At 74.6% G+C, this 25,910-nt stretch carries 26 protein-coding genes; 19 read left to right on the top strand and 7 right to left on the bottom strand.

Annotation, left to right across the window (positions count from 1 at the left end; genetic code table 11):
- The first annotated feature begins 81 nt into the window (after window positions 1-81).
- A complete protein-coding gene (locus AB5970_RS04580) occupies window positions 82-1,368 on the top strand; it encodes an adenylosuccinate synthase (RefSeq protein WP_370502846.1) in 1,287 nt (428 codons plus the stop codon).
- On the opposite strand, the gene AB5970_RS04585 is transcribed toward AB5970_RS04580, so the two are convergent.
- Complete coding sequence (locus tag AB5970_RS04585; protein WP_370502723.1) at window positions 1,361-2,629, bottom strand: MFS transporter; 1,269 nt, start codon at window positions 2,627-2,629, stop codon at window positions 1,361-1,363. The genes AB5970_RS04580 and AB5970_RS04585 overlap by 8 nt on opposite strands.
- A gap of 67 nt (window positions 2,630-2,696) precedes the next feature.
- Between AB5970_RS04585 and AB5970_RS04590 the strand changes: the two genes are divergently transcribed.
- From AB5970_RS04590 to purD, 3 genes are all read left to right on the top strand, one after another.
- Window positions 2,697-3,299 carry an ArsR family transcriptional regulator gene (locus AB5970_RS04590; protein WP_370502724.1) on the top strand — a complete coding sequence of 201 codons (603 nt, stop codon included), beginning with the start codon at window positions 2,697-2,699 and terminating at the stop codon, window positions 3,297-3,299.
- A 105-nt stretch (window positions 3,300-3,404) separates the two neighbouring features.
- Window positions 3,405-5,294 carry a phosphoenolpyruvate carboxykinase (GTP) gene (locus AB5970_RS04595; protein ID WP_370502725.1) on the top strand — a complete coding sequence of 630 codons (1,890 nt, stop codon included), beginning with the start codon at window positions 3,405-3,407 and terminating at the stop codon, window positions 5,292-5,294.
- 11 nt (window positions 5,295-5,305) lie between these two features.
- A complete protein-coding gene (gene purD, locus AB5970_RS04600) occupies window positions 5,306-6,610 on the top strand; it encodes a phosphoribosylamine--glycine ligase (protein ID WP_370502726.1) in 1,305 nt (434 codons plus the stop codon).
- Here purD and AB5970_RS04605 read toward each other — a convergent pair.
- The gene (locus AB5970_RS04605) at window positions 6,607-7,116 is read right to left on the bottom strand and encodes an AAA family ATPase (RefSeq protein ID WP_370502727.1); all 510 of its coding nucleotides are present in this window, start codon (window positions 7,114-7,116) and stop codon (window positions 6,607-6,609) included. The two genes, purD and AB5970_RS04605, sit on opposite strands and share 4 nt — an antisense overlap.
- Window positions 7,117-7,134: 18 nt before the next feature.
- Between AB5970_RS04605 and AB5970_RS04610 the strand changes: the two genes are divergently transcribed.
- The 6 genes from AB5970_RS04610 (at window position 7,135) to AB5970_RS04635 (ending at window position 12,483) form a co-directional block, all read left to right on the top strand.
- Window positions 7,135-7,542: a hypothetical protein gene (locus tag AB5970_RS04610; protein ID WP_370502728.1), complete on the top strand. Its 408-nt coding sequence runs from the start codon at window positions 7,135-7,137 to the stop codon at window positions 7,540-7,542.
- An 18-nt stretch (window positions 7,543-7,560) separates the two neighbouring features.
- Entirely contained in the window at window positions 7,561-8,448 is an 888-nt protein-coding gene (locus AB5970_RS04615; RefSeq protein WP_370502729.1) for a phosphoribosylaminoimidazolesuccinocarboxamide synthase, read from the top strand.
- 118 nt (window positions 8,449-8,566) lie between these two features.
- Window positions 8,567-9,607 (top strand): ABC transporter substrate-binding protein, encoded by a 1,041-nt coding sequence (locus AB5970_RS04620; RefSeq protein WP_370502730.1) that lies wholly within the window; start codon window positions 8,567-8,569, stop codon window positions 9,605-9,607.
- A gap of 10 nt (window positions 9,608-9,617) precedes the next feature.
- Entirely contained in the window at window positions 9,618-10,655 is a 1,038-nt protein-coding gene (locus tag AB5970_RS04625; protein WP_370502731.1) for a FecCD family ABC transporter permease, read from the top strand.
- Window positions 10,652-11,686, top strand: coding sequence for a FecCD family ABC transporter permease (locus AB5970_RS04630; RefSeq protein WP_370502732.1), 1,035 nt, complete (start codon window positions 10,652-10,654; stop codon window positions 11,684-11,686). Before AB5970_RS04625 ends, AB5970_RS04630 begins: the two co-directional genes overlap by 4 nt.
- Entirely contained in the window at window positions 11,683-12,483 is an 801-nt protein-coding gene (locus AB5970_RS04635) for an ABC transporter ATP-binding protein (RefSeq protein ID WP_370502733.1), read from the top strand. Before AB5970_RS04630 ends, AB5970_RS04635 begins: the two co-directional genes overlap by 4 nt.
- Here the strand turns inward: AB5970_RS04635 and AB5970_RS04640 are convergent.
- On the bottom strand, window positions 12,480-13,280 hold the full coding sequence (locus AB5970_RS04640) for a DNA/RNA non-specific endonuclease (RefSeq protein WP_370502734.1): 801 nt from the start codon (window positions 13,278-13,280) through the stop codon (window positions 12,480-12,482). The genes AB5970_RS04635 and AB5970_RS04640 overlap by 4 nt on opposite strands.
- Here AB5970_RS04640 and AB5970_RS04645 point away from each other — a divergent pair, their 5' ends adjacent.
- The gene (locus AB5970_RS04645) at window positions 13,281-14,771 is read left to right on the top strand and encodes an amidohydrolase (RefSeq protein ID WP_370502735.1); all 1,491 of its coding nucleotides are present in this window, start codon (window positions 13,281-13,283) and stop codon (window positions 14,769-14,771) included. It begins immediately after the preceding gene.
- A 78-nt stretch (window positions 14,772-14,849) separates the two neighbouring features.
- On the top strand, window positions 14,850-15,884 hold the full coding sequence (locus AB5970_RS04650; RefSeq protein WP_370502736.1) for a zinc-dependent alcohol dehydrogenase family protein: 1,035 nt from the start codon (window positions 14,850-14,852) through the stop codon (window positions 15,882-15,884).
- A gap of 10 nt (window positions 15,885-15,894) precedes the next feature.
- Here the strand turns inward: AB5970_RS04650 and AB5970_RS04655 are convergent, their stop codons facing one another.
- Together AB5970_RS04655 and AB5970_RS04660 are read right to left on the bottom strand one after the other, a co-directional pair.
- Window positions 15,895-16,863, bottom strand: a complete 969-nt coding sequence (locus AB5970_RS04655) for a DMT family transporter (protein ID WP_370502737.1) — start codon at window positions 16,861-16,863, stop codon at window positions 15,895-15,897.
- A gap of 292 nt (window positions 16,864-17,155) precedes the next feature.
- Window positions 17,156-18,568: a DUF222 domain-containing protein gene (locus AB5970_RS04660; protein WP_370502738.1), complete on the bottom strand. Its 1,413-nt coding sequence runs from the start codon at window positions 18,566-18,568 to the stop codon at window positions 17,156-17,158.
- Window positions 18,569-19,009: 441 nt separating this feature from the next.
- Here AB5970_RS04660 and purS point away from each other — a divergent pair, with 441 nt between their 5' ends.
- The 6 genes from purS to AB5970_RS04690 all read left to right on the top strand — a co-directional run bounded on the left by purS (window position 19,010) and on the right by AB5970_RS04690 (window position 24,386).
- Window positions 19,010-19,279: a phosphoribosylformylglycinamidine synthase subunit PurS gene (purS, locus tag AB5970_RS04665; protein WP_370502739.1), complete on the top strand. Its 270-nt coding sequence runs from the start codon at window positions 19,010-19,012 to the stop codon at window positions 19,277-19,279.
- A complete protein-coding gene (purQ, locus tag AB5970_RS04670; protein WP_370502740.1) occupies window positions 19,276-19,971 on the top strand; it encodes a phosphoribosylformylglycinamidine synthase subunit PurQ in 696 nt (231 codons plus the stop codon). Before purS ends, purQ begins: the two co-directional genes overlap by 4 nt.
- A 2-nt stretch (window positions 19,972-19,973) precedes the next feature.
- Complete coding sequence (locus AB5970_RS04675; protein ID WP_370502741.1) at window positions 19,974-20,939, top strand: GNAT family N-acetyltransferase; 966 nt, start codon at window positions 19,974-19,976, stop codon at window positions 20,937-20,939.
- A 178-nt stretch (window positions 20,940-21,117) separates the two neighbouring features.
- Window positions 21,118-22,209 carry an LLM class flavin-dependent oxidoreductase gene (locus tag AB5970_RS04680; RefSeq protein ID WP_370502742.1) on the top strand — a complete coding sequence of 364 codons (1,092 nt, stop codon included), beginning with the start codon at window positions 21,118-21,120 and terminating at the stop codon, window positions 22,207-22,209.
- A 9-nt stretch (window positions 22,210-22,218) separates the two neighbouring features.
- Entirely contained in the window at window positions 22,219-23,595 is a 1,377-nt protein-coding gene (locus tag AB5970_RS04685; RefSeq protein WP_370502743.1) for an NtaA/DmoA family FMN-dependent monooxygenase, read from the top strand.
- The gene (locus AB5970_RS04690; protein ID WP_370502744.1) at window positions 23,595-24,386 is read left to right on the top strand and encodes a DUF1684 domain-containing protein; all 792 of its coding nucleotides are present in this window, start codon (window positions 23,595-23,597) and stop codon (window positions 24,384-24,386) included. The genes AB5970_RS04685 and AB5970_RS04690 overlap by 1 nt, the downstream gene beginning before the upstream one ends.
- On the opposite strand, the gene AB5970_RS04695 is transcribed toward AB5970_RS04690, so the two are convergent.
- Complete coding sequence (locus AB5970_RS04695; RefSeq protein ID WP_370502745.1) at window positions 24,383-24,598, bottom strand: hypothetical protein; 216 nt, start codon at window positions 24,596-24,598, stop codon at window positions 24,383-24,385. The two genes, AB5970_RS04690 and AB5970_RS04695, sit on opposite strands and share 4 nt — an antisense overlap.
- A gap of 209 nt (window positions 24,599-24,807) precedes the next feature.
- On the opposite strand from AB5970_RS04695, the gene AB5970_RS04700 reads away from it, so the two are divergent.
- Window positions 24,808-25,290: a pyridoxamine 5'-phosphate oxidase family protein gene (locus AB5970_RS04700; RefSeq protein WP_370502746.1), complete on the top strand. Its 483-nt coding sequence runs from the start codon at window positions 24,808-24,810 to the stop codon at window positions 25,288-25,290.
- 4 nt (window positions 25,291-25,294) lie between these two features.
- Here the strand turns inward: AB5970_RS04700 and AB5970_RS04705 are convergent, their stop codons facing one another.
- Window positions 25,295-25,906, bottom strand: a complete 612-nt coding sequence (locus tag AB5970_RS04705) for a DUF1345 domain-containing protein (protein WP_370502747.1) — start codon at window positions 25,904-25,906, stop codon at window positions 25,295-25,297.
- Window positions 25,907-25,910: the final 4 nt, after the last annotated feature.

Here is a 25,910-nt window from a genome sequence, read left to right on the forward strand (position 1 = left end):
GGAGGTACTGGGTCACTGCCGCCCGGTGCTCGCGGCCGGAGCTCGGTCCGCACCGTAGGCAGGGTGGGAGTGGTGATCTCGATGCCGGCCGTCGTGGTGCTCGGTGCTCAGTGGGGCGACGAGGGCAAGGGCAAGGCGACCGACCAGCTCGGCTCGCGGACCGACTTCGTCGTGAAGTTCAACGGCGGCAACAACGCGGGCCACACGGTCGTGATCAACGGCGAGAAGTACGCCCTGCACCTGCTGCCGTCGGGCATCCTCTCGCCCGGCGTCGTGCCCGTCATCGGCAACGGCGTCGTCGTCGACATCGACGTGCTGTTCGAGGAGATCGACGCGCTCGAGGCGCGCGGGCACGACACGTCCGCCCTCCGGGTGTCGTCGGCCGCGCACATCATCGCGCCCTACAACCGCACGCTCGACAAGGTCACCGAGCGGTTCCTGGGCAAGCGCCGCATCGGCACCACGGGCCGCGGCATCGGCCCCGCGTACTCCGACAAGATCAACCGCGTCGGCATCCGCATCCAGGACCTGTTCGACGAGAAGATCCTGCGCGAGAAGGTCGAGGGCGCGCTCGACCAGAAGAACCACCTGCTGGTGAAGGTCTACAACCGCCGGGCCATCACGGTCGACGAGACCGTCGACGACCTGCTGCGCCACGCCGACCGCCTGCACCCGCTGGTCGCGGACACGCCGCTGCTGCTCAACCGGGCCCTGGACGACGGCAAGACGCTCGTCTTCGAGGCCGGGCAGGCCACGATGCTCGACGTCGACCACGGCACCTACCCGTTCGTCACGTCCTCGTCGGCCACGGCCGGCGGCGCGTGCACGGGCTCGGGCGTGGGGCCCACCCGGATCGACCGCGTGGTCGCGGTGGCCAAGGCGTACACCACGCGCGTGGGCGAGGGCCCGTTCCCCACCGAGCTGCTCGACGACGACGGCGAGTGGCTGCGGCAGACGGGCGGCGAGTTCGGCACCACCACGGGCCGCCCGCGCCGCACGGGCTGGTACGACGCGGTCGTCGTCCGCTACGCCGCCCGTGTCAACGGCCTGACCGACCTCGTGGTGACCAAGCTCGACGTGCTCACCGGCCGCGACAAGATCCCCGTCGCCGTGGCGTACGACGTCAACGGCCGCCGGTTCGACGAGATGCCGTACGACCAGTCGGACTTCCACCACGCGACGCCCGTCTACGAGTACCTCGACGGCTGGACCGAGGACATCTCCGGGGCGCGCGAGTTCGACGACCTGCCGGTGAACGCCCAGCGCTACCTGCTGCGGCTCGAGGAGATCTCGGGCGTCCGGATCTCGTCGGTCGGCGTCGGGCCCGGCCGCGAGGCGACCATCGTCCGGCACGAGCTGCTCAGCTGACCGCCGCGGTCTCGCGCACGACGGCGGGCAGCTCCAGCTCGGCGACCATGTGCTGGCGGACCACGGCGATCGGGTAGGCGACCGCCGCCAGGCTCAGCGCGGTCGCGCCCACGAACACCGCGGGCAGGCCCCACTGCTCGGCGACGAACCCGCCGAGCAGCGCGCCGACCGGCATGAGCCCGAACGCGAGCGTCCGGCCGGCGCCGCCGACGCGGCCGAGCATCCCGGGCGCGACCATCCGCTGCCGCATGGACTGCGAGATCACGTTGCCGTTGGTGTTGAGGAAGCCGAGGAAGAACGCGGTGACCGTCAGGGCGGGGACCGTCGGCACGAGCACCGGGACCACGAGCAGCGCCGCGTTGAGGGTCCAGCAGCCCAGCAGCAGGCGGACCTCCGGGATCCGTCGGCCCAGCGGCTCCGCCGCGACCGAGCCGAGCACGGCGCCGACCGCGAGGACGGCGATGACCAGCGGGTAGTGCGCGGGCTCGAGGCCGACGCGGGAGCCGGGGCCGACCACCCAGAGCACGAACACCGCGAAGTAGCCGGTGCTGGCCATGTTCATCACGCTGCCGGCCACCAGGAGCGGGCGCAGCACGGGGTGCCGGACCAGGAAGCCGACGCCCTCGCGGATCTCGGCGGTCGCGCGCCGCTTCTCGGCCTGCGCGTGCTTGTAGCTGCCGGGGATGCGGGTGGAGATGAGCACCAGGGCCGCGACGGCGAGCCCGGCGGGGATGCCGAACACCCAGCCGGCGCCGAAGGCGAGCACCGCCCCGGCGATCGGCCCGCCGACGAACGCGGCCATGACCTGCTGCGCCGCCAGCGTGCGGCCGTTGGCGGCCTCGAGCCGGGACCGGGGCACCAGGTCCGGCACCAGCGCGGACCCGGCGAGGTCGACGAACACGTCGGTGACGCCGTACGCCAGCACGATCACGGTGAGCACCGGCATGGTCATGCGCCCGGTCGCCACCAGGTGCACGGCCACCGCGAGCAGGAGGGCGCGGGCGGCGAGCCCGACCACCTGCGTGTACTTGCGGTCCCGCCGGTCGACGACGACGCCGGCGGCGAGCCCGAGCACCAGCCACGGCAGCCAGGCGGCGGCGGTGAGCAGCGCGATCTGGCCCGGGGAGCGCGTGAGGGTCAGGGCGTAGAGCGGCACGCCGGTCTGCAGGACGCCGTCGCCCAGGTTGGCCAGCCCCGTGGCCGTCAGGTGGGCGGTGAACCGGCGGCCGAGGGGCTCGCGCACGGCGGGGGCGTCGCTCATGGGTGGGCTCCGGGTAGGATCGAAAAGGAAACTCTGCAAAGACAACTCTGCAAAGGTATCTCTGCGAATGAGCGAGAGCAACCCCCTGCCGTTCCGGGCCCGCGCGATCGGGCCCGACGAGCTCAAGGCCCTGGCGCACCCGCTGCGCATGGCGATGTACGACTACCTGTCCGAGCACGGGTCGGCGACCGCCAGCCAGCTGGGCCGGCACCTGGGCGAGAGCAGCGGGCAGACCAGCTACCACCTGCGCCAGCTGGAGAAGCACGGGTTCGTCGAGGACGACCCGGCGCACGAGCGCGGCCGCGACCGGTGGTGGCGGGCGGTGGGGTTCAGCGTCGACGGGCGGGACATGCTCCGCGACCCGCGGACGGCGGACGCGGCCGAGGCCCTGCTGCAGGGTGTCGTCGCGGAGCGCACGCAGGTGCTGCAGCGGTGGCTGTCCACGGGCGACACCCCGGAGTGGGAGGCGGCGTCGCTCAACGACCGCTCGACGGCCGACCTCACTCTCGAGGAGATGCAGGAGGTGGTCCTCGCGGTGCAGGAGGTGGTCGACGGGGCGCTCCGGCGGGCGAAGGAGCGCAAGGCCGCGGGCGAGGTCGAGGGTCGGCGGCGCGTGCGCATCTACATCGACGCGCTGCCGCTGCCCCGGGAGGGTGAACTGCGCCCCTGAGTTGTGCTGGGCGAAAGAAACACGAATGTTTCCGGTCGTGGGTGATGGAAACGGGGCGCGCATAGGTCCACGGTGGAAGGACCGGTTCCCTTCACGGAGGTCGTCATGACGCTCGTCGAGCCCCACCCGTTCGACTACCCCTTCGATCTCGCCCCGATCGCCGTCCCCGCGGCGCCCGGCGGGCAGCGGCACCGCGCGCTGCAGGCGTGGGTCGGGGCGGTCGCGGCGCTCACCGAGCCCGACGAGGTCGTGTGGGTGGACGGCTCGGCCGCGCAGGCGGACGCGCTGGTCGAGGAGATGGTCGAGGCCGGCACCCTGATCCGGCTCAACCCGGCGCTGCGGCCGAACAGCTACCTCGCCCGGTCCGACCCGTCCGACGTCGCGCGGGTCGAGGACCGCACGTTCATCTGCTCGGTCGACCCCGACGACGCCGGGCCCACCAACAACTGGCGCGAGCCGCACGTGATGCGCGCCGAGCTGGCGGGGGTCTTCGCGGGGTCGATGCGCGGCCGGACCATGTACGTCGTCCCGTTCTCGATGGGCCCGCTGGGCGGCCCGATCTCCCAGCTGGGCGTGCAGGTCACCGACTCGCCGTACGTCGTCGTGAGCATGCGCGTGATGACGCGCGTGGGGACCGCGGTGCTCGACCTGCTCGGGGCCGACGGCGACTTCGTGCCCGCCGTGCACTCGGTCGGGGCGCCCCTGGGCCCGGACGACGACGACGTCCCCTGGCCCTGCAGCCCGATCAAGTACATCGCGCACTTCCCCGAGACGCGCGAGATCTGGTCGTTCGGCTCCGGGTACGGCGGGAACGCGCTGCTGGGCAAGAAGTGCTTCGCGCTGCGCATCGCGTCCGTGATGGCGCGCGACGAGGGCTGGCTCGCCGAGCACATGCTCGTGCTGCGCGTGACCTCGCCCGCCGGCCGCGTCTCGCACGTGGCCGCGGCGTTCCCGTCCGCGTGCGGCAAGACCAACCTGGCGATGCTCCAGCCGTCGATCCCGGGCTGGACGGTCGAGACGATCGGCGACGACATCGCGTGGCTGCGGCCCGGCGGTCCGGGCACCGACGGCCGGCTGCGCGCGATCAACCCCGAGGCCGGCTTCTTCGGCGTCGCCCCCGGCACCGGCGCGGCGACCAACCCGGCCGCCATCGCGACGCTGGCGCACGACGTGATCTTCACCAACGTCGCCCTCACCGACGAGGGCGACGTCTGGTGGGAGGGCCTGACGGACACCCCGCCGGCGCACCTCACCGACTGGCAGGGCCGTTCGTGGACCCCCGACAGCCCGGAGCCCGCCGCGCACCCGAACAGCCGGTTCACGGTGGCGGCGCAGCAGTGCCCGACGATCGCGGACTCCTGGGACTCGCCCGAGGGCGTGCCCGTGGACGCGATCTGGTTCGGCGGCCGGCGGGCCACCAACGTGCCGCTGGTGGTGCAGGCGCGGACCTGGCCGCACGGGGTGTTCCTGGGCGCCACGATCGCGTCCGAGCAGACCGCCGCCGCGGAGGGACCGGTCGGCGCCCTGCGCCGCGACCCGTTCGCCATGCTCCCGTTCTGCGGCTACAACATGGCCGACCACTGGGGGCACTGGCTGCGCCTGGGCGCCCAGCTGTCCTCGAGGGGCGTCCCGCTGCCGGCGGTCTTCGGCGTGAACTGGTTCCGCAAGGGCTCCGACGGGTCGTACCTGTGGCCGGGGTTCGGCGAGAACGCGCGGGTCCTGGCCTGGGCGCTCGGGCGGCTCGACGGGTCGGTGGAGGGGACCGACTCGCCGCTCGGCGTCCTGCCCGCGCCCGGCGAGCTCGACCTGCGCGGGCTCGACCTGCCGGACGGCGCGCTCGAGCAGCTGCTCGCGATCGACCCGGCGGCGTGGCTGGCGGAGTGCGACCTGACTGAGGAGTTCTTCGCGCGGTTCGGGGACCGGCTGCCGGTGGCGATGGTCGACGAGCTCGACGCCCTCCGGGCACGCCTGAGCGAGCGGCTCCGGGCCGGGTAGGCTCCCGGCCCGTGAAGATCCTCGTCGTCGGCACCGGTGCCCGTGAGCACGCGCTGGTGCGCGCGCTGTCCGTCGACCCCGCGGTGACGGCGCTGCACGCGGCGCCGGGCAACCCCGGCATCGGCGCGCTGGCCACGCTGCACGCGGTCGACCAGCTGGACGGCGCCGCGGTCGCGGCCCTCGCGACGTCGCTCGGCGCCGACCTCGTCGTGGTCGGCCCGGAGGCCCCGCTCGTCGCGGGCGTCGCCGACGCCGTGCGCGCCGTCGGCATCCCCGTGTTCGGCCCCTCCGCCGAGGGCGCCCGGCTCGAGGGATCGAAGGCGTTCGCGAAGGACGTCATGGCCGCCGCCGGTGTCCCCACCGCGGAGCCGCGGGTGGCGACGACCCTCGAGGAGGCGGCCGCCGGCCTCGACGCGTTCGGTGCGCCCTACGTGGTCAAGGACGACGGGCTGGCCGCGGGCAAGGGCGTCGTCGTGACCGACGACCGCGACGAGGCCCTCGCGCACGCGGCCGCGTGTCTGGACAAGCCCGGCGGCCGCATCGTGATCGAGGACTACCTCGACGGCCCCGAGGTCTCGCTGTTCGTCCTGTCCGACGGGGTCGACGTGGTGCCGCTGGTGCCCGCGCAGGACTTCAAGCGCGCGCTCGACGGCGACGAGGGACCCAACACCGGCGGCATGGGCGCGTACTCGCCGCTGCCGTGGGCACCGGCCGACCTGGTGGACGAGGTGGTCGAGCGCGTCGCGCGGCCGACGATCCTCGAGATGTCCCGCCGCGGCACGCCGTTCTCCGGCGTGCTCTACGTCGGCCTGGCCCTGACCTCGAACGGCCTGCGGGTCGTCGAGTTCAACGCCCGCTTCGGCGACCCTGAGACGCAGGTGGTCCTGGCCCGGCTGGCCACGCCGCTGGCCGGCGTGCTGCTCGCGTCGGCCACCGGGACCCTGGGCGCGCTGCCCCCGCTGGAGTGGCGCGACGACGCCGCGGTCACGGTGGTCATCGCGTCCGGCGGCTACCCGGGCGCGGTCCGCTCGGGCGACCCGATCACGGGCATCGAGGACGCCGAGGCGCTGCCCGGCGTGCACGTGCTCCACGCCGGCACCGCGCTGCAGCTCAACACGCCGGGTGACGACGACGACGCGATCGACGGCGCGCACCTCGTCTCCGCCGGCGGGCGCGTGCTCTCGGTGGTCGGCGTCGGCACCGACCTCGCCGCCGCGCGGGCCGCGGCCTACGCCGGGGTCGAGCAGATCGAGCTGCCCGGCTCGCACCACCGCTCGGACATCGCGGCCGAGGTGGCGGACCTGCCGCTGGTCTAGCCCGTCAGCGCGCGGATCTCGGCGAGCGCCCGGGCGACGGTCTGGCCCGCCGTGTCCACCACGGTCGCCTCGGGCCACGGGTCGAGCTGCCGGCCGGTCACGTCGGCCCACGTCGGCTGCCGGTGCCCCGGGATGTCGGCCACCCGCTCCTCGACCCGCCGCCGGTGCTCGACCGTGTCGGAGCACACCACGCGCACCTCGACGATCCGCGCGCCGGCCTCGTCGGCGACCCGGCGCCAGCCCTCCTGGCTCTCCCGCACCGGGTTGACGCAGTCCGCGACCACGGGCAGGCCGAGCCGGAGGTTGTCGAGCGCGACGCGCGCCCCGGCGGCGTAGCCGGCCTCCGCGGCATCCGGCACGGCGAGCGACGACTGCACGATCGCCTGCTCGAGCGTGTCGATCCGGACGTGCACCGCGCGCAGCTCGAGGGCGAGGGCGCGCGCGAGGGTGGTCTTGCCAGAGCCGGGCAGGCCGCCGAGCACCACCAGCAGGGATTTCTCGGTCATGGGTGCCATCATCGCGGGATGGCCACCACCACGTTCGTGTACGGCGACGGCACCTGGGGCGGCGACCCCGCGGTGACGCCCAGCCTGAGCATCGAGGTCCAGGACGGGGACATCGCGACCGTCCGCTACCAGCCGGCGCCCGAGGGGCTGGGCCGGTTCTACCTGGGCTTCCAGCCGCGCGACTTCTTCGACGACCCGGCCGAGAGCGAGCCCGTCGACCTCGGCGCCGAGGCCGAGGCGTTCGCCGGGTGGGCCCTGCTGGTGGGGGCGGTCGACGTCGAGGCCAAGCACGTGCGGCGGCTGCTGGCCGAGGAGCACGTGGACGAGCCCGAGGACACCTTCGTCGAGGAGACGGCCCAGCGCCTGGTGCGCCTGGTCGGGCTGCCCGTCCCGGACGGGCTCGAGGGCGGGGACGAGCTCGTCTGATCCGGCACACTTAGCGCCGTGACTGCTGCGATCCCCGGCTGGACCCACACCTACTCGGGCAAGGTCCGCGACCTGTACGTCCCCGACGAGACGACGGCGCTGGGCGACGTCGTCCTCGTGGTCGCCAGCGACCGGGTCTCGGCGTACGACCACGTGCTCAGCCCCGGCATCCCCGGCAAGGGCGTCGTGCTCACGCAGCTCAGCCTGTGGTGGTTCGAGCAGCTGGCGGACCTCGTGCCCAACCACGTGGTGTCGACGGACGTGCCGGCCGAGGTGGCGGGGCGCGCGATGGTCTGCCGCCGGCTCGAGATGTTCCCCGTCGAGTGCGTCGCGCGCGGCTACCTCACCGGGTCCGGGCTGGCGGAGTACCGGGTGTCCGGGTCGGTCACCGGCATCGCGCTGCCCGCCGGGCTGGTCGACGGGTCCCGGCTGCCCGAGCCGATCTTCACGCCGGCGACCAAGGCCGAGCTGGGGGAGCACGACGAGAACGTGCCGTTCTCCACCGTGGTCGACCAGGTCGGCGCCTCCGCGGCGGCCTCGCTGCGCGACCTGACGCTCGCCGTCTACGCCCGCGCCGAGGGCATCGCGCGCGAGCGCGGCGTGATCCTGGCCGACACCAAGCTCGAGTTCGGCACCGACCCCACGACCGGTGCGATCACGCTGGGCGACGAGGTGCTCACGCCCGACTCGTCGCGGTTCTGGCCTGCCGACCTGTGGCAGCCGGGCCGCGCGCAGCCCAGCTTCGACAAGCAGTTCGTGCGCGACTGGCTCACCTCGGACGCGTCGGGGTGGGACCGGGCGTCCGACGCCCCGCCGCCCGCGCTGCCCGCCGACGTCGTCGAGCGCACCCGCGACCGCTACCTCGAGGCGTTCGAGCGCCTCACCGGGACCACCCTGTCGGTGTGACCTTTCGCTCATCGCCGGCTTGCGAGAGTGGCGCAGTACAGAGGTTAGGCTAACCTCATTCAGCGCCACCTCCTGCGGCTCTGCCGGGTGGCCGACCCTGACGAATGGGAGCACCCCCGTGCGCATCGCGCGCCTCTCGGCCCTCGTGGCCACCGCGACGGCCGTCGCCCTCACCCTGACCGCCTGCGGCGGCGCGTCGGGCGGCTCGACGCCGTCGGCCACGGACGCGACGGGCACGACCGGAGCCGCATTCCCCGTGTCCATCGACTCGGCCCTGGGCACGGCGGAGATCACCGCGAAGCCCGAGCGCGTGGTGACGCTGGGCTGGGGCGCCGCCGACATCGCGTTCTCGCTGGGCACCACGCCCGTCGGCATCGAGGCGGACACGTGGGGCGGCGACGCCGACGGGTACCAGCCGTGGTTCCGCGAGGCCGTCGAGAAGGCCGGCGACGAGCTGCCGACCACCATCGCGATGTACCCCGAGCTCGACGTCGACGCGGTCGTCGCGCTGGACCCCGACCTGGTGCTCGCCCCGCAGTCGGGCCTCGACCAGGCCACGTACGACCAGCTCTCGGCGTTCGTCCCCGTGGTGGCCTACCCCGGCGACGCGTGGCAGACCTCGATCGAGGACCAGGTCACCCTCGCCGCGAAGGCCCTGGGCGTGCCGGAGAAGGCGCAGCCGCTGCTCGACCAGCGCCAGGCGGCGATCGACGACGCGGCCGCGGCCCACCCCGAGCTCGCCGGGACGACGTTCGCCTACGTCTACGGCGGCGACCAGCCCGGTGCGCTCTCGGTGTACCTGCCCGGCGACCCCCGCGTCGAGCTGCTCACCGGCCTGGGCCTGACGCTCGCGCCCTCGGTGTCGTCGCTCACCGCGTCGCCCGGCACGTTCGTCGCGACGCTGGGCCTGGAGAACGCGGACCAGCTGGACGACGCGCAGCTGTTGTTCACGTGGTTCAACAGCGCCGACGAGCAGGCCACCACCGAGGCGCAGCCGCTGTGGGCGCAGATCCCCGCGTTCGCGTCGGGGGCCTACGTGCCGATGCTCGACCCGCAGCTGGGCATGGCCGTGTCGGTGGCGACGCCGCTGAGCGTGCCGTGGGCGCTCGACGCGTACCTGCCGCTCATCACGGCGGGCGCGGCGAAGACCGCTCCGTAGCCTGCACCCTGTGACCACCGTCCTCGACGCCCGAGCCCCGCGCGCCACCCGCGCGCGGGGCTCCCGCGCGTTCGGGCTCGGCCTGGGGCTCGTCGCGGCGGTGCTGCTGCTGGTGCTGGTGGTCGGCCTGAGCGTCGCCGTCGGGTCGAAGGCCGTCCCGCTCGGCGACGTCTGGGCCGCCTGGCGGCACCCGGACGGCTCGTACACGTCCACGGTGGTCGCCTCGAGGATCCCCCGCACGCAGCTCGGCCTCCTGGTGGGCGCGGCGCTCGCGGTGGCCGGCGTCGTGATCCAGGGGCTCACGCGCAACCCGCTGGGCGACCCCGGGCTGCTCGGCGTGAACGCCGGGGCGTCGGCGTCGCTCGTGGTCACCACGGCGCTGCTGGGCGGTGCCGTCGGCCGGTCCGTGTGGGCCGCCGTGCCGGGTGCGCTGGTGGCGGCGGTCGCGGTGTACCTGGTCGGGTCGGGGGGCCGACGAGCCACGCCCGTGCGGCTCGTGCTCGCGGGCGCGGCCGTCTCCGCGGTGCTGGTCGCGCTGGTCGAGGCCGTCACGCTGGCGAACCCGACCGTGTTCGACACCTACCGGTCCTGGGTGGTCGGGTCGCTCGCCGGGCGGCCGCCGTCGACGGTGGGCGCCGTGCTCCCGTTCGTCGTCGTCGGGCTCGTCGTGTGCCTGCTGCTCGCCCGGCCGCTCAACGCGCTGGCGCTCGGCGACGAGGCGGCCACCTCGCTCGGCCTGCGCGCGGGCCGGACCCGGCTGCTCGGCGCGGCGGGCGCGACCCTGCTCTGCGCCGCGGCCGTCGCCGCCGTCGGGCCCATCGCCTTCGTCGGCCTGGCCGTCCCGCTGGTCGTGCGCGGGTTCACCGGCTCCGACCACCGCTGGCTGCTCCCGTACTGCCTGGTGCTCGGCCCGGTCCTCCTGCTGGCGGCCGACGTCCTCGGCCGCGTGCTCGCGCGGCCCGGCGAGCTGCCCGTCGGCGCGGTGACGGCGTTCGTCGGCGCCCCGTTCCTCATCGCGGCCGTCCGCCGGGGGAGGGTCGCCCTGTGACCCTGACCCTCGGCCGCGCCGCCGAGCCCGTCGTCTCGCTGCGCTGGCACCGCCGCCCCGTCGTCGTCTGCGTGGTCGCGCTCGCGGTCGTCGTCGTCACCATGCTGGTGACGTTGGCCGCCGGGGAGCTCGGGATCCCGCTGGCCGAGCTGCCGTCGGTGATCGCCGGGAGCGGCTCGCGCGTGCAGGAGTGGGTGCTCTGGACCAACCGGCTGCCCCGGCTGCTGGTCGGCGCCGCGGCCGGCGCGGCGTTCGCGGTCGCCGGCGCGATGTTCCAGTCGGTCACGCGCAACCCGCTGGGCAGCCCCGACGTGATCGGCCTCGGTGCCGGCGCCGCCGCGGGTGCGGCTGCCGCCGGGCTGCTGTGGCCGGGCGTGGTGCCCGTCCCGGTCGGCGCGCTGGTCGGCGCCGGGGTCGCGATCCTCGCGGTCTACCTCGGGTCCGGGGCCGGGTTCCGGGCGCCGCTGCGGATGGTCGTCGTCGGCATCGCGGTCGGCGCCATGTCGCTCGCGTTCGTGCAGCTGGCGCTCGCCCGGGCGACCCGCGAGGACGCCCAGGTGGTCGCCGCGTACCTCAACGGGAGCCTCGCCGCGCGGTCCTGGGCCGACGTCGTGCTCATCGTGGCGGCGCTGCTCGTGCTGCTCCCGGCCGCGCTGGTGCTCACGCGGCCGATGCAGCTGGTCGAGATGGGCGACGAGGTCGCCGTGTCGGTCGGGGTCCCGGCCGACCGGGTGCGCACGTGGGCCGTCGTGGTCGGCGTGCTGCTCACGGCCGCGGCGGTCACCGTCAGCGGGCCGATCGCGTTCGTCGCGCTCACCGCGCCGCAGATCGCGCGCCGCCTGACCCGGTCGACCGGTCCCGGTCTCCTGGCCGCGGCCTGCTGCGGCGCGGCCGTGCTGGTCGTCGCCGACCTGGTCGCGCAGTACGCCGTGCCCGGCGTGGTCTACCCCGTCGGAGTGGTCACCGCCGCGCTCGGCGGCGTGTACCTCGCGGTCCTGCTGGTCCGCGAGTGGAGGAGGAGCGCCGCGTGAACGGTCCACCGCTGGAGGCCGCGGGCCTGACCCTGGCCTACGACCAGCTGGTCGTCGCCCGGGACCTGTCCGTGCAGATCCCGCCCGCGTCGTTCACGGTCATCATCGGGCCCAACGGGTGCGGCAAGTCGACGCTCCTGCGCGCGCTGGGCCGCACCCTGGCGCCTCGCGCGGGCCGCGTGCTGCTCGACGGCGTGCCCATCGACTCGCTCCGCAGCAAGGACGTGGCCCGGCGCATGGCGCTGCTCCCGCAGAGCCCCATCGCGCCCGAGGCGATCACGGTGGGCGACCTGGTCGCGCGCGGCCGGTACCCGCACCAGGGGCTGCTGCGGCAGTGGTCCGCCGCCGACGCGGCCGCCGTCGCCGACGCCCTGGCCGCCACCGAGGTGGCCGACCTGCGCGACCGGTTCGTCTCCGACCTCTCCGGCGGTCAGCGCCAGCGGGTGTGGCTGGCCATGGCCCTGGCCCAGCAGACCGACCTGCTGCTGCTCGACGAGCCGACCACGTTCCTCGACATCGCGCACCAGTTCGAGGTCATGGACCTGTGCGCCCGGCTGCACGAGGAGGGGCGCACGCTCGTCGCGGTGCTGCACGACCTCAACCAGGCCGCCCGGTACGCCACCCACCTGATCGCGATGAAGGCCGGGGTGGTCGTCGCCGAAGGTCCCCCGTCCGAGGTGGTCACCGAGCCGCTGGTCCGGGAGGTGTTCGGGCTGGCGTGCCGCGTCGTGCCCGACCCCGAGACGGGGACGCCCATGGTCGTGCCGGCGCGCCGCGACGCGCACGTGCGGCACTAGAGCGCGATCTGCTCCAGCGCGGTCAGCTCCGTCCAGCGCTCGCGGTCGCCCAGCGCGCCCACCGGCGCGAGCACGTCCGCGCTCACCAGGGGCCCGAGGTCGAGGCCCGTGAGCTGCTCGACGTCCGCGACCGGCACCTGGAACGTGCGGAACGGCCCCAGCGGTGGCACCTCGTCCGTCGCCCGGATCGTCGCGACCAGGGACGTCTGGTCGAGCACGAACGCGGTCGCGCGCAGCCGGTCACCGCTCGCCCACGCCGCCACCTTCCAGAACAGCCGCGGGATGCCGACGCCTCGGTAGACCGGGTCGTCGTCGGCGAGGACCGGTCCCGTGAAGACCGAGAGCCGGCTGCGGTTGCTCGTGGCGTACTCCAGCACGTGGTCCTCGAGGCCCACCCAGAGCAGCTCGCCCTGGTTGAACGCGGAGGCCTGCGGCGCGGCGTTGGGGTACGCGAACGTCTCGAGGTTCGCCCGGCGCGCCACGACGAGGTCGCCCCACACCGGGTCGCGGCGGCGGACCAGGTGCCCGCGGTCCAGGTCGTTGCGCGCGTACAGCTCCGGGCCGGCCTGCTCGTCGGCGGGGACCCGGGGGTCGAGGTGCCAGTCGTCGCCGCGCTCGAGGTCCACCAGGCGCGCGCCGTCGATGTTCACCGCCGTCGCGGCGGCGAGCCGGCGCTCCGGGTCGAGCAGCACGGTGAAGTGCGTGGACGGCAGCTCGCGCACCTCCTGCTCCGGCACCGGGAGCGGCACCGGTGGACCGAGGAACGTCGGGTCGTATCCCGCCTCTACGGTGCTCACATGGGGACCGTACCGACCGCCGCCGACGCTCACCCGGCTGCCGCGCTCCTGCTGCGCCAGGCGCGCCTCGTCGACGGCGACCAGCCCGTCGACGTCCTGCTCCGGGACGGCCGGGTCGCGGCGGTCGGTGCCGACCTGACCGCCGCCGCGGGCCCGCGGGCGACGCACGTGCCGCTCGACGGCCGGTGGCTCATGCCCGGGCTCTGGGACGCCCACGTCCACCTCACGCAGTGGGCGCTGGCCCGGCGCCGTCTCGACGTCTCGTCGGCCACGTCTGCCGCGCACGCCGTGTCGCTGGTCGCCGCGGCACCGCCGCCGGCTCCCGGCACCGCCCTCGTGGGCTTCGGCTTCCGCGACGGCCTGTGGCCCGACGTGCCGACCGCCGCGCTGCTCGACGCCGCCGTCGGCGACGTGCCGGTCGTGCTCGTGTCCGGCGACCTGCACTGCGCGTGGGTCTCGACCGCGGGCCTGCGGTTCCTCGGCGTCGGGTCGCACCCCACCGGCCTGCTCCGCGAGTCCGAGTGGCTGCCGCTGCAGGGCGCGGTGGACCACGTTCCCGACGCCGTCGCCGACGCCCTCGTCGACGACGCGTCCGCAGCGGCGGCCGCCCGCGGCGTGGTCGGCGTCGTGGACCTCGAGATCGCCGACAACGTCGCCGTCTGGCGTCGCCGCGCCGCCGACCGGCCCGGCCGGCTCCGGGTCCGCGCCGGCGTGTGGGAGGAGTACCTCGACCGGGTCGTGCGCGAGGACCTGCACACGGGCGACACCGTCGCCGGGCTGGTGACGCAGGGTCCGCTCAAGGTCATCACGGACGGCTCGCTCAACACCCGCACCGCGTACTGCCACGACCCCTACCCGGGCGCGACCGGCCCGAACGCCCGCGGGATCCTGGCCGTCCCGCCCTCGCGGCTGGCGCCCCTCATGGCCCACGCGACCCGGCACGGGCTGCGCTGCGCCATCCACGCGATCGGCGACGCCGCCAACAGCCTGGCCCTCGACGCGTTCGCGGCCTCGGGCGCGACCGGGTCGATCGAGCACGCGCAGCTGGTGTCGTGGGCCGACGTCGAGCGCTTCGCGTCCCTCGGCGTCGTGGCCAGCGTGCAGCCCGAGCACGCGATGGACGACCGCGACGTCGCCGACCGACACTGGGCCGGCCGGACCGACCGCGCCTTCGCCTTCGGTGCCCTGCACCGGGCCGGCGTGCGGCTCGCGCTCGGCTCGGACGCACCCGTCGCGCCCCTCGACCCGTGGGTCGCCGCCGACGCCGCCGTCACCCGGTCGCGTGACGGTCGGTCGCCCTGGCATCCCGAGCAGGCCCTCGACCGGCGGGCGGCCCTGGAGTCGTCGGTGGACGGCCGCGGGCTCGTGCCCGTCGTCGGCGCCCCGGCGGACCTCGTCGTCCTCGACGCCGACCCGCTGATCGCGCCGCTGCGGGGGATGCCGGTGGCGGGGACGCTCGTCGGCGGCGCGTGGACGTATCGCGACCTCTGACGTCGCCGGTCGCTCGCGCCGCCCCGACCTTGCGTCGCCGGTCGTCGCGACGTCGTCCCGTCGGCGAGGATGTGCGCCATGCGTGCCGTCGTGATCGAGAAGTTCGGCGTCCCCCCGACGCTGCGTGACGTCCCCTCGCCCGCCTGTCCCGCCGACGGCGTCGTCCTGCGGGTCACGGCGACCGGAGTCTGTCGCTCGGACTGGCACGGGTGGCAGGGGCACGACGACGACATCACGCTCCCGCACGTCCCGGGCCACGAGCTGGCCGGGGTCGTGGTCGAGGTCGGCGCCGACGTCCGCTCGTGGGTCGTCGGCGACGAGGTCACCGTGCCGTTCGTGTGCGCCTGCGGCACCTGCGCCGCGTGCCTGGCGGGCGAGCAGCAGGTGTGCGAGCGGCAGCGCCAGCCGGGGTTCACCGACGACGGCTCGTTCGCGGAGCTGGTCGCCCTGCACCACGCCGACGTGAACCTCGTGCGCCTCCCCGCCGGGATGTCACCGGTCACCGCCGCGGGCCTCGGCTGCCGGTTCGCCACGGCCTACCGTGCGGTCACCGTCCACGGCCGCGTCGCCCCGGGGGACTGGGTCGCCGTCCACGGGTGCGGCGGCGTGGGGCTCTCGGCCGTGATGATCGCGGTCGCCGCCGGCGCGAGGGTCGTCGCGGTCGACGTCGCTCCCGCCGCCCGGCAGGCGGCGCTCGACATGGGTGCGTCCGTCGTGCTCGACGGGACCGGCGACGTCGCCGCCCAGGTCCGCGCGGTCACCGACGGCGGGGCCGCCGTGTCGCTCGACGCCCTCGGCAGCCGGTCGACGGCGGCCGCGTCGATCCTCTCCCTGCGCCGCCGTGGGCGGCACGTCCAGGTCGGTCTGCTCCTGGGTGCCGATGCCTCGCCGCCCCTGCCGATGGGTCGCGTGATCGGCTGGGAGCTCGAGCTCTACGGCAGCCACGGCATGGCCGCGCACGAGTACCCGGCGATGCTGACGCGGATCGCTTCCGGGGAGCTGGACCCGTCCCGGCTGGTCGGACGCACTATCGGGCTCGACGACGCCCCTGCCGCGCTCGTCGCGCTCGGAGCAGGGTCCGCCGGGCCGGGGATGACGGTCGTCGTCCCCTGACCGTCGCCGGTCACCCCCGCAGCGGCGCCTCGGCCTTCTGCGTCGTCTGCGTCTCCTGCTCGGCCTGGAGCGCGGTCGCGGCGGCCGTCCGGCGTCGAGCGGCACCCCACTGCGTCAGCGCGACACCCGCGAGCACCACGGCCCCGCCGACCGGCTCGTACCAGTGGAGTCCCTCGTGCAGCACGAGCACGCCGAGGGTGGTGGACACCAGCGGGATCACGTAGGTGACGCTGGCCGTGACGGTGGCGCCGGCGATCGCGAGCACCCGCCAGAACAGCACGTACGCCAGGCCCGTCCCGCCGAGCCCGAGAGCCAGGAGGGCCAGCGCCGGCGCCGGAGCGAGCGGGCCGGTCAGCGGGGTCGAGACTGCGAACGGCAGGATCACCAAGGCCCCGACCGCCAGCTGGATCGCCGGCAGCGCGACGGTCGACAGCCCCGTGCTGGTCAGCCGCCGACGGCTCCACGCGTTGCCCAGCCCGTAGCAGAACGTGGCGCCGAGCAGCATGAACCCGCCGGCCAGGTCGATCGCACCCGAGTCCCACACGCCGAGCAGCACCGCGATGCCGCCGAACCCGATCACCAGCCCGCCCACCTGCACGCGGTCCGGGCGCTCGGCGGGCAGCAGGAGCGCGACGAACACCGCCGTGAACAGGGGAGTCGTGGCGTTCACCAGCCCCGCGAGCACGGAGCTGACCCGCTGCTCGGCCAGCGCGAACAGCACGAACGGGATCGCCGTCATCACCGCGCCGACCACCACGAAGTCGCCGATCCGACGGCGCTCGACCCGCACCCGCTCGCGCCGGACCAGCAGGATCAGCGCCAGCATGGCGAACCCGACGACGATCCGCCCGAACGCCACCTGCGTGGGTGCGAACGTCTGCAGCGCCGTGGCGATGAAGAGGAAGCTGCACCCCCACAGCCCGGCGAGCAGGAGGTACGGGCCGATCCAGCCGCGCGTCGAGGGGGCTGCAGAGCTCATGCGCGCATCATCTCCCGGCCCACCGACACTCCGGACCGCGCACCGGGACAGGGGCTGAAACTGCTCGGAATCTGGCGGTCCCGATGGGATCGGTTGGGAGCCGGTCGCGCCGCCGAGGAGATCGAGCGCCGTGGCGGCGGACCCGACGCGACACCGAGCCGGGCGGACGGCGTGGCAGGCCACCTATACCCGGCCGCCGTTGGGTCGGCGCCGGGCGGCTGTCGTCCCCGAGGAGAGGGCAGGCGAGGGCGGACGCTCCTGTCGGCGGAGCGTCCGCGCTGGCTGGTGGGTGTCAGAAGGGTGGGTGGCCGGGGTGGGGTGGGGGTGGTCGGTGGTGCAGGGCGTGGTCGGGGATCAGGACGGGGGTGGGGTGGCGGGCGTAGGTCAGGCCGTGTCGGTCGGTCCAGGTGGAGACCCCGGTGGTGGGGTTGTAGGTGACCTGCCACCAGCGTTTGGTCTTGGCCTGGTGGTGGTGCTTGCACAGCGCGTGCAGGTTCGCCGCACAGGTCTGCGGCTCGTGCGCGTCGTCCTGACCGGGTGCCTGCGAGTCGGTGGACCGGTTGCCTGCGGGGGCTGCTTGGTCGGTGCCGGCGGATGACCGGTGGTGGTCGTAGGGGGTGCGGTGGTCGATCTCGCAGCGAGTGGCGGGTTGGCGGCAGCCGGGGAAGGTGCAGGTCACGTCCCGGGCGATGATGGTGCGGGTCAGGTCGGCGCCGGGTCGGTAGGTGCGGGAGTCGACGGCGCAGGCTTGCCCGGTGGGGTCGGTCAGGATGCGTCGCCAGGTGGCGTCCTGGGCCAGCTCGCGGGCGAGCTGGGCCGGGATCGGCCCGTACGAGCCCAAGTACCCGGGCTGGTTGTCCAGCCCGGCCAGGGTGGACGCGGCCACGGTGACCTGCAGGGCGGCCCGTTGCCCGTGCCGGCGGGGTAGCGCGGTGCCGTCCGGGGTGGCCTGCCGATCCAGGAGGCCGGTGAAGACGTCCGCGAACGCGTCCGCGCGCCGCTGGTCGACCGTGCGGGTGTCCCCGTCCACGCCAGCGTTGCCGGCCAGGGCGTCGATCGCGGTGAACGCCGCGGTGGCCTCCGCCGCCGGCAGGTAGGCGATCAGCCGCGCCATCGCGTCCGGGGCCGGGTCCAGGAACACCCCGCGCCGGTCCCGGGCGGCCACCCGCTGCTTGTCGCCCGCGTCCGGGTCGGCGGCCAGGACCATGGCGCGCACGTGCCGGGCCAGCTGTGGGGCGGTCAGGTCACCGGCACGCTGCACGGCGTCGTGGATCACCGCGTCCCGCACCGCGCTGCCCAGGGTGGTGCCGGCCTGGGCCTCGGTCAGGATCACGTCGATCTTGCGCGCCTCGATGCCCCCGGCCGCCCACGCGTCGGCCAGCACGAGATGGGTGGCGGTGGCGTCGGCGCGCAGCACCAGGTCCTGGGCCAGCCGGCGGGTGCACACCAGGGCGCACGCGACCTCATCGGCCACCCGACCCAACGGATCCATCGGCGTGCGCGCCACCAGCTCGCGTACCCACCCCGCCTGGGCCGCTTGGGCCATCGCGATCACTTGCTGCCACGCCGCCACCCCATGCACCAACGCCGCCCCCGAGACCTCCGCGACCGGCACCGAGGCCAGCATGGCGACCAGATCCGCCAGGTCCACCGGCAGCGGGAACCCCTCCACCGCACCCAGGTCCACCACCGCTGCACCGGGCATCGGCTCGGGCGCCGCACCCGGACGCGCACCACGACCCGAATCCGCCCACACCAGCGCAGGCGAGGTGACGGGTGGACGAGCAGGGCAGTCCACGGCGAGGTCATCGACCTGCGGACGCTCCAGCACCGCCGTCACCCCGACCACCTCCCTCTGCACCCGCAGAAGCCCGAACCGGCTATCGAACAAGTGTACGACTGACCACTGACATTCAACGCGAATCGGTGCATCTGTGGATGCGCGGCTCGATGGCAAACGAAACGACGCTCGCTAGCGTCGCCGCCCCGAGCCGCCCCGAGCCGCCCCGAGCCAGCCACCGACCGACGTGCCGGCACGCCCTCGTCGCCCAGCGCCCACCGACTGAACGCCTGCGCAGAAGCCGGCGACGCACTCGCTAGAATCGCCGCGACCCCCCACCGCCGCGCGAACACCTGGAGCCCTTTCGTGGGACGAGTCGTCGTCGATGTCATGCCGAAGCCCGAGATCCTCGACCCGCAGGGCAAGGCCGTCGCCGGCGCCCTGCCGCGGCTCGGCTTCGGCCAGTTCGCGTCCGTCCGCCAGGGCAAGCGGTTCGAGCTCGAGGTCGACGGGCCGGTGACCGAGGAGATCCTCGCGGCGGCCCGCGCGGCCGGCGAGCACGTGCTGTCCAACCCGGTGATCGAGGACGTCGTCGCGGTCTACGAGGACACCGACGTGCAGGACGCGCAGGCATGACCCGCATCGGCGTCGTCACCTTCCCCGGCACGCTGGACGACCGGGACGCCGCGCGCGCGGTCCGGCTCGCGGGCGCGGAGGCCGTGAGCCTCTGGCACGGCGACGCCGACCTGCACGGGGTCGACGCGGTGGTGCTCCCGGGCGGCTTCTCCTACGGCGACTACCTGCGTGCGGGTGCCATCAGCCGGTTCGCGCCGGTGATGGGCGAGATCGTCGACGCCGCGCACAAGGGCCTCCCGGTCCTGGGCATCTGCAACGGCTTCCAGGTGCTCACCGAGGCGCACCTGCTGCCGGGCTCGATGATCAAGAACGACCACCTCCACTTCGTGTGCCGCGAGCAGGTCCTGTCGGTCGACAACGTCGACACCGCCTGGACCCGCGACTACACGGCGGGCGAGCACATCACGATCCCGCTGAAGAACCAGGACGGCCAGTACGTCGCGGACGAGCGCACGCTCGACGAGCTCGAGGGCGAGGGCCGCGTGGTCTTCCGCTACCAGGGCTGGAACCCGAACGGCTCGCGCCGCGGCATCGCGGGCATCTCGAACGCGGCGGGCAACGTGGTCGGCCTGATGCCGCACCCCGAGCACGCGGTCGAGGCCGGCTTCGGCCCGGACGGCGCCAAGGGCCCCCGCACGGGCACGGACGGCCTGCGGTTCTTCACGTCGGTGCTCAAGGCCCTCGTCGGCTGACCGTGCTGGAGATCGTCGACTGGGACCACCCCGACGCGGTCCGGCTGCGCGCCGCGCAGCAGGCCGAGCTGAAGGACCTCTACGGCGAGGACGACATCGGCCACGCGATGACGGGGGAGACCATCCTCGCGATGGTGCTGCTGCGCGTCGACGGCGACGCCGTGGCCTGCGGAGCGATCCGCGACGCCTCCGACGAGGACGGTCTGGGTCCCGACGTCGGCGAGCTCAAGCGCATGTTCGTGCTCCCGGCGGCGCGCGGCCGGGGGTACTCCCGCGTGGTGCTGACCGAGCTCGAGCGCCTCGCGCGGGGCCGCGGCCTGCGCCGGCTCGTCCTGGAGACGGGCGTCCTGCAGGTGCAGGCGATCGGCCTGTACCTGTCCGCGGGCTACCACTCGATGGACAACTTCGGCGAGTACGCCACCGAGACGTCGTCGCGCTGCTTCACCAAGGACCTGCACCAGCAGCCGCGGGAACGGCGCACCGCCCCCCGGCCCCCGATCGAGCTGGCGCGCGTCCCGTGGGAGCACCCGGACGCGACCGCGCTGCGCAAGGAGATGTTCGCCGACGGCGCCGTCCGCTACCCGGAGTTCCCGGCGCCCGAGTCGTACGAGCGCTACGACGCCGAAACGGGCGTCGGCATGCTGTCCACGGTCGTCGCGCGCATCGACGGGCACGCGGTGGGCTGCGCCTCGCTGCGGGCCACCGGCGACGGGTTCCCCGCGGGCTCCGGCGAGCTCAAGAAGGTCTGGGTGGCCGACGAGGCCCGCGGCACCGGCGTCGCGCGCGCCCTGCTCGCCGCGATCGAGGACGACGCCCGCGCCCACGGCCTGACCAGCGTCGTGCTGCAGACCGGGATCCGGCAGCCCGAGGCCGTCACGCTCTACCGCACGGCCGGCTACCGCCCCGCGCCCCCGTTCGCGCCGTACGCGGACGACTTCCTCTCGCTGTGCTTCGCGAAGGACGTCTGAGTCTCACATCGCGGGATCTTCGGTCCCAGGCCTGGCCATCGGGTCGACCCCTTCCTACCTTGTGCGCGCCATCCCGAGCGACCGAGAGACCTGGCTCGTCGACGTCGCAGCAACCCCCCGGCCATCCGGGTGCGGGTGCTCCCGCCAGGACCGATGCGCCCGACGACCGGAAGACACGATGACCCTCACGCACCGCCGCCCGTTCCCCGTCGCCGTCGAGCTGACGGCCGCGGGCCGCCACCCCGCCGCCTGGCGCCTGAACCCCACCGACCCGTTCGCAGCCCAGCACTGGGTCCGCCTCGCGCGCGCCGCCGAGGCCGCGGGCGCCGCCTTGGTGATCCTCGACGACTCGGCCGCGCCGCCCGTCGAGCGGCCGGGCGCCCTCGTCGGCAGCCTCGACGCGGTGGGCGTCGCCGCCCTGCTGGGCCCGCTGACCGAGCGCGTCGGCCTGGCCCCCGTGGTGCCCGTCACCTACCGCGAGCCGTTCCACGTGGGCAAGGAGATCCAGACGATCGACCACGTGAGCCTGGGCCGCGGCGCGGTGCAGGTCGACGGCGCCGCGCCCGCGGACGCCAGCAGCGCCGGCGCGGAGGCGCTGCGGTACGACGAGCGCGTGCCGCGCGACCTGGCGGCGCTGTGGCGCGAGGCCGACGACGTTCTCGAGGTGCTCGGCCGGCTCTGGGACAGCTGGGAGGACGACGCGATCGTGCTCGACGCCGAGACCGACCGGTACATCGACCGCGACCGCGTGCACGCGATCGAGTTCGAGGGCGAGTTCTTCTCGGTGCAGGGCGCCTCGATCACCCCGCGCTCGCCGCAGGGCCGGCCGGTCGTCATCCTGCGCGGCGACGAGCCGCACGCCCGCGCGGTCGCCGCGCGCCGGGCCGACATCGTCCGGGTGGCCGACGAGGCGACGGTCCCCCTCGTGCGCGCCGCGGCGGCCGACGAGGGCCGCGAGGTGATCGTCCTGCTCGACGTCGACGTCCTGCTCGGCACGACCGACGACGACGCCCGCGCCCGCCACGAGGCCCTCGACGCGCTCGAGCCCTGGGCGACCGACGCGGTCGTCGCGGGCACCGGGACCGCCGCCGCGGTTCTCCAGGACCTGGTCGACCGGTCCGGCGCCGACGGCCTCACGCTCCGTCCGCTCGCGCTGGCGACCGACCTCCCGCTGCTCGGGCAGGTCCTCGCACCCGCCGCGCCGGGCACGACCCTGCGCGACTCCCTCGGCCTGCCCCGCCCCGCCAGCCGCTACGCGGCCGCCCGCTAAGGACCCCCGATGACCAAGCAGATCCACCTCGCCGCGCACTTCCCCGGCGTCAACCACCACACCGTGTGGACCGACCCGAGCCACCACGCCGACACCCAGTCGTCGTTCGCGTCGTTCCAGCACCTGGCCGCGACCGCCGAGCGCGGGCTGTTCGACTTCGTCTTCCTGGCGGAGGGCCTGCGCCTGCGCGAGCACCGTGGCCGGCTGGTCGACCAGGACGTGGTCGGCCGCCCCGACACCTACGCGGTCCTGGCGGCCCTGGCCGGCGTCACGACGACGGTCGGCCTGGCGGGCACCATCAACGCGACCTTCAACGACCCGTACGAGCTGGCCCGTCAGTTCGCGACGCTCGACCACCTCTCGGCCGGCCGGGCGGCGTGGAACGTCGTGACGTCCTCGGACGCCTTCCACGGCGCCAACTTCCGCCGCGGCGGCTACCTGGCCTACCCGGACCGCTACGAGCGGGCGCGCGAGGTGGTCGAGGCCGCCCGGGCCCTGTGGGACGCCTGGGCACCCGACGCGATCGTGGCCGACGCCGCGACCGGCGAGTTCGTCCGGCCCGGCTCGCTGGGCACCGTCCGCACGGGCGGCCGCCTGGTGGACATCGAGGCCGTCCCGACGGTCCCGCGCCCGCCGCAGGGCCACCCCGTCATCCTCCAGGCGGGCGACTCCGACGGCGGCCGGGAGCTCGCCGCGCGGGTGGCCGACGCGGTGTTCTCCCGCCACAGCGAGCTCGCGGACGGCCAGGCGTTCTACACCGACGTCAAGGGCCGCCTCGCCGCGTACGGCCGCCGCCCGGAGGACCTGCTGATCCTGCCCGCGGCGTCGTTCGTGCTCGGCGACACCGCGGCGGAGGCCGAGGAGAAGCTCCGCGCGATCCAGCTGCAGCAGGTCCGGCCCAGCGTCGCGCGCGCGTTCGTCGAGCAGGTCTGGAACCGCGACCTGTCGGACCACGACGTCGACGGCCCGCTCCCGACCGTCGACCCGCTGGTCGACGCCCCGTCGATCACCCAGGGCCGCGCCTCGCACTTCCGCGACCCGCTGGCGATCGCGCGACAGTGGCGCGAGCTGTCGGAGGCGAAGGGGCTCTCGATCCGCGAGCTGGTGATCCAGGTGATCGGCCGCCACTCGTTCGTCGGCACGCCGCAGCACGTGGCCGCCGAGATCGACCGGTACGTGCAGGAGGACGCCTCCGACGGCTTCATCCTGGTGCCGCACCTGACGCCGCACGGTCTCGACGAGTTCGTCGACACCGTGGTCCCGCTCCTGCAGGAGCGCGGCACGTTCCGCACCTCGTACGAGGGCTCGACGCTGCGCGAGCACCTCGGACTCCCCCCGGCCGACGCCTTCGGCCGGACTCTCGACGCCGACGTGAGGGCCAGCTGATGACGACGACGACCGAGCGCTCCGCCTTCGTGGCCGACTGGGAGCAGTGGCACGCCGCGCGCGAGCGGTACTTCCGGCAGCCGCACGGCTGGGTCGCGATCACCGCCCTGCACTGGCTGTCCGCCGAGCCGCGCGCCCTGGCGGGCCTGCCAGGCCTGTGGTCCGCGGACGGTCCGGTGCGGGTGGAGGCCGTCGACGGGCTCGAGCTCCCCGACGGCTCCGTGGTCGACGGCGTCGCGACCCTCGACCCGGTCGAGGGTGCGCCGGGCCTGCAGGTGCGGGCGGGCGACCTCCTGCTCGAGGTCGCCCGCCGCACCGGGCACGCGATCGTCCGGGTGCACGACCCGGCCGCCCCGCAGCTCGCCGCCTTCGAGGGCATCCCGGCGTACGCGCCGTCGCAGGAGTGGGTGCTGACGGGCCGGCTCGACCGGTTCGCCGAGACCCGGACGGTCACCACGGGCGCGGTCGTCGACGGACTGGAGCACCACCACACGGCCGTCGGCACCGTGCACTTCGAGGTGGCCGGGATCCCGCAGTCGCTCGTCGTCTTCGACGGTGGCGCCCGCGGGCTCAGCGTGCTCTTCCGGGACGCGACCAGCGGGGTCACCACCTACCCCGCGTCGCGCACCCTGGCGCTCGGGCCCGTGGCCGACGACGGCACGGTGACGCTCGACCTCAACCGGGCGGCCAACCTGCCCTGCGGCCTGACGCAGTTCGCGACGTGCCCGGTCCCGCCGCCCGAGAACGTGCTGACGGTCGCGGTCGAGGCCGGGGAGAAGTGGGTGCGCTAGCCGCCGGCGGCCCGCCGCCTCGCGATCTCGGCGAACCGCATCCACTCGTCCTCCTGCGAGGCGGGCAGCGCCACCCAGTCGTAGAAGAGGCGGCCGGAGTCGCCCGGTGACCAGACCGTGGCGCCGGGCAGCGCCAGCGCCTCGGCGTGCTCGGCGCTGTCCCGGCCCAGCTTGACCACCAGCCGGTCGCCGCCGGTGTGCCCGGCGAACATGTCGACCCCACCTTGAGGATCGGGTGACCCATCATCTGCGCGCGGGTGGCGCCGCGGGCGACCAGGTCGTCGGCGATCGCGTCGTAGTCGCTGTCCGTCATGGACCGAGCATGCCGCGCGCCGCCGACATGCGGCACCCCGCGGACCTGCCTACGGTGGCCGGGCCGCCCGCGGTCAGCAGCCCCGCGCGCACGCCCGAGGAGGAACGCATGACGAACGAGGACGAGCAGGCCAAGGTCGCGCGCCTGATCAAGGAGGCGAGGATCGCGATGCTCACCACGGTGTCGGGGGACGGTTCGCTCGTGAGCCGGCCCATGGGGGTGCAGGACGTGGACTTCGACGGCGACCTGTGGTTCTTCGCCGAGGAGGGCAGCCACAAGGTGCACGAGGTCGAGGGAGGCAGCCCCGCCAACGCGGCGTTCGCGGACTCGACGGCCTGGGTCTCGGTCTCGGGTCGCGCCGAGGTGGTCCGTGACCTCGCCAAGATCAAGGAGCTCTGGGGCACGTCGGCCGAGGCCTGGTTCCCCGACGGTCCCGAGACCCCCGGCGTCGTCCTGGTCGTGCTGCACGGCGAGACCGCGGAGTACTGGCACGCCAAGGGCGGCCGGCTGACGACGGCGTTCAGCCTGGTCAAGGCCAAGGTCACCGGCGAGCGCTACGACGGCGGCGAGAACGAGACCGTCCGGCTCTGAGCGGTCACATCGACGCGACGAGGTTCACCAGCAGCGCGATGATCACGGTGCCGAACAGGTAGCTGAGCAGCGCGTGCACCAGCGCCGTCCGCCGCATGGACGACGACCCGAGGTCGGTGTCCGAGATGGCGAAGCTCATGCCCACGGTCACCGCGACGTAGGCGAAGTCGCTGTACCGCGGCGCCTCCGTCATGTGGAAGTCGATCCCGCCGGCGCCGTCCGTCAGGAACATCCGCGCGTAGCGCAGCGCGAACACGGTGTGGATCGCCGCCCACGAGGCCAGCACGCTGGAGAGCACCGCGATCGTCGGCAGGAGCTGGCCGATCTCCTTGTCGACCAGCACGAGCACCACGCCGACTAGGGTCACGAGCGCCGCCGCGATGACCACGGCGTGGGCCCCGAACCGGGTGGGCTCCTCGCGCGTGGCGTGCGACGCGGTGTCGTCGGGACCCATCGGGCCGACCACGATCCAGGTCCACACGACGAAGACCGCGGCCACGGTCGCCCAGCCGGCCAGCACCGCGGCGACCGGCGAGGTCCACCCGATGACCGAGCCGACGACGATCCCGGCGAGCACCCCGACGAGCAGGCGGACCAGCGACGACGACGGGCTCATGCGG

The organism is Cellulomonas sp. ICMP 17802 (assembly GCF_041295535.1).
GTDB lineage: Bacteria > Actinomycetota > Actinomycetes > Actinomycetales > Cellulomonadaceae > Cellulomonas.

What these genes read in the sequence shown, in the direction of transcription:
- AB5970_RS04580 (WP_370502846.1), top strand. Translation starts at nt 82, where the DNA reads ATGCCGGCCGTCGTGGTGCTCGGTGCTCAGTGGGGCGACGAGGGCAAG.
- AB5970_RS04585 (WP_370502723.1), bottom strand. Translation starts at nt 2,629, where the DNA reads ATGAGCGACGCCCCCGCCGTGCGCGAGCCCCTCGGCCGCCGGTTCACC.
- AB5970_RS04590 (WP_370502724.1), top strand. Translation starts at nt 2,697, where the DNA reads ATGAGCGAGAGCAACCCCCTGCCGTTCCGGGCCCGCGCGATCGGGCCC.
- AB5970_RS04595 (WP_370502725.1), top strand. Translation starts at nt 3,405, where the DNA reads ATGACGCTCGTCGAGCCCCACCCGTTCGACTACCCCTTCGATCTCGCC.
- AB5970_RS04605 (WP_370502727.1), bottom strand. Translation starts at nt 7,116, where the DNA reads ATGACCGAGAAATCCCTGCTGGTGGTGCTCGGCGGCCTGCCCGGCTCT.
- AB5970_RS04610 (WP_370502728.1), top strand. Translation starts at nt 7,135, where the DNA reads ATGGCCACCACCACGTTCGTGTACGGCGACGGCACCTGGGGCGGCGAC.
- AB5970_RS04645 (WP_370502735.1), top strand. Translation starts at nt 13,281, where the DNA reads ATGGGGACCGTACCGACCGCCGCCGACGCTCACCCGGCTGCCGCGCTC.
- AB5970_RS04650 (WP_370502736.1), top strand. Translation starts at nt 14,850, where the DNA reads ATGCGTGCCGTCGTGATCGAGAAGTTCGGCGTCCCCCCGACGCTGCGT.
- AB5970_RS04655 (WP_370502737.1), bottom strand. Translation starts at nt 16,863, where the DNA reads ATGAGCTCTGCAGCCCCCTCGACGCGCGGCTGGATCGGCCCGTACCTC.
- AB5970_RS04660 (WP_370502738.1), bottom strand. Translation starts at nt 18,568, where the DNA reads ATGCCCGGTGCAGCGGTGGTGGACCTGGGTGCGGTGGAGGGGTTCCCG.
- purQ (WP_370502740.1), top strand. Translation starts at nt 19,276, where the DNA reads ATGACCCGCATCGGCGTCGTCACCTTCCCCGGCACGCTGGACGACCGG.
- AB5970_RS04680 (WP_370502742.1), top strand. Translation starts at nt 21,118, where the DNA reads ATGACCCTCACGCACCGCCGCCCGTTCCCCGTCGCCGTCGAGCTGACG.
- AB5970_RS04685 (WP_370502743.1), top strand. Translation starts at nt 22,219, where the DNA reads ATGACCAAGCAGATCCACCTCGCCGCGCACTTCCCCGGCGTCAACCAC.
- AB5970_RS04690 (WP_370502744.1), top strand. Translation starts at nt 23,595, where the DNA reads ATGACGACGACGACCGAGCGCTCCGCCTTCGTGGCCGACTGGGAGCAG.
- AB5970_RS04695 (WP_370502745.1), bottom strand. Translation starts at nt 24,598, where the DNA reads ATGTTCGCCGGGCACACCGGCGGCGACCGGCTGGTGGTCAAGCTGGGC.
- AB5970_RS04700 (WP_370502746.1), top strand. Translation starts at nt 24,808, where the DNA reads ATGACGAACGAGGACGAGCAGGCCAAGGTCGCGCGCCTGATCAAGGAG.
- AB5970_RS04705 (WP_370502747.1), bottom strand. Translation starts at nt 25,906, where the DNA reads ATGAGCCCGTCGTCGTCGCTGGTCCGCCTGCTCGTCGGGGTGCTCGCC.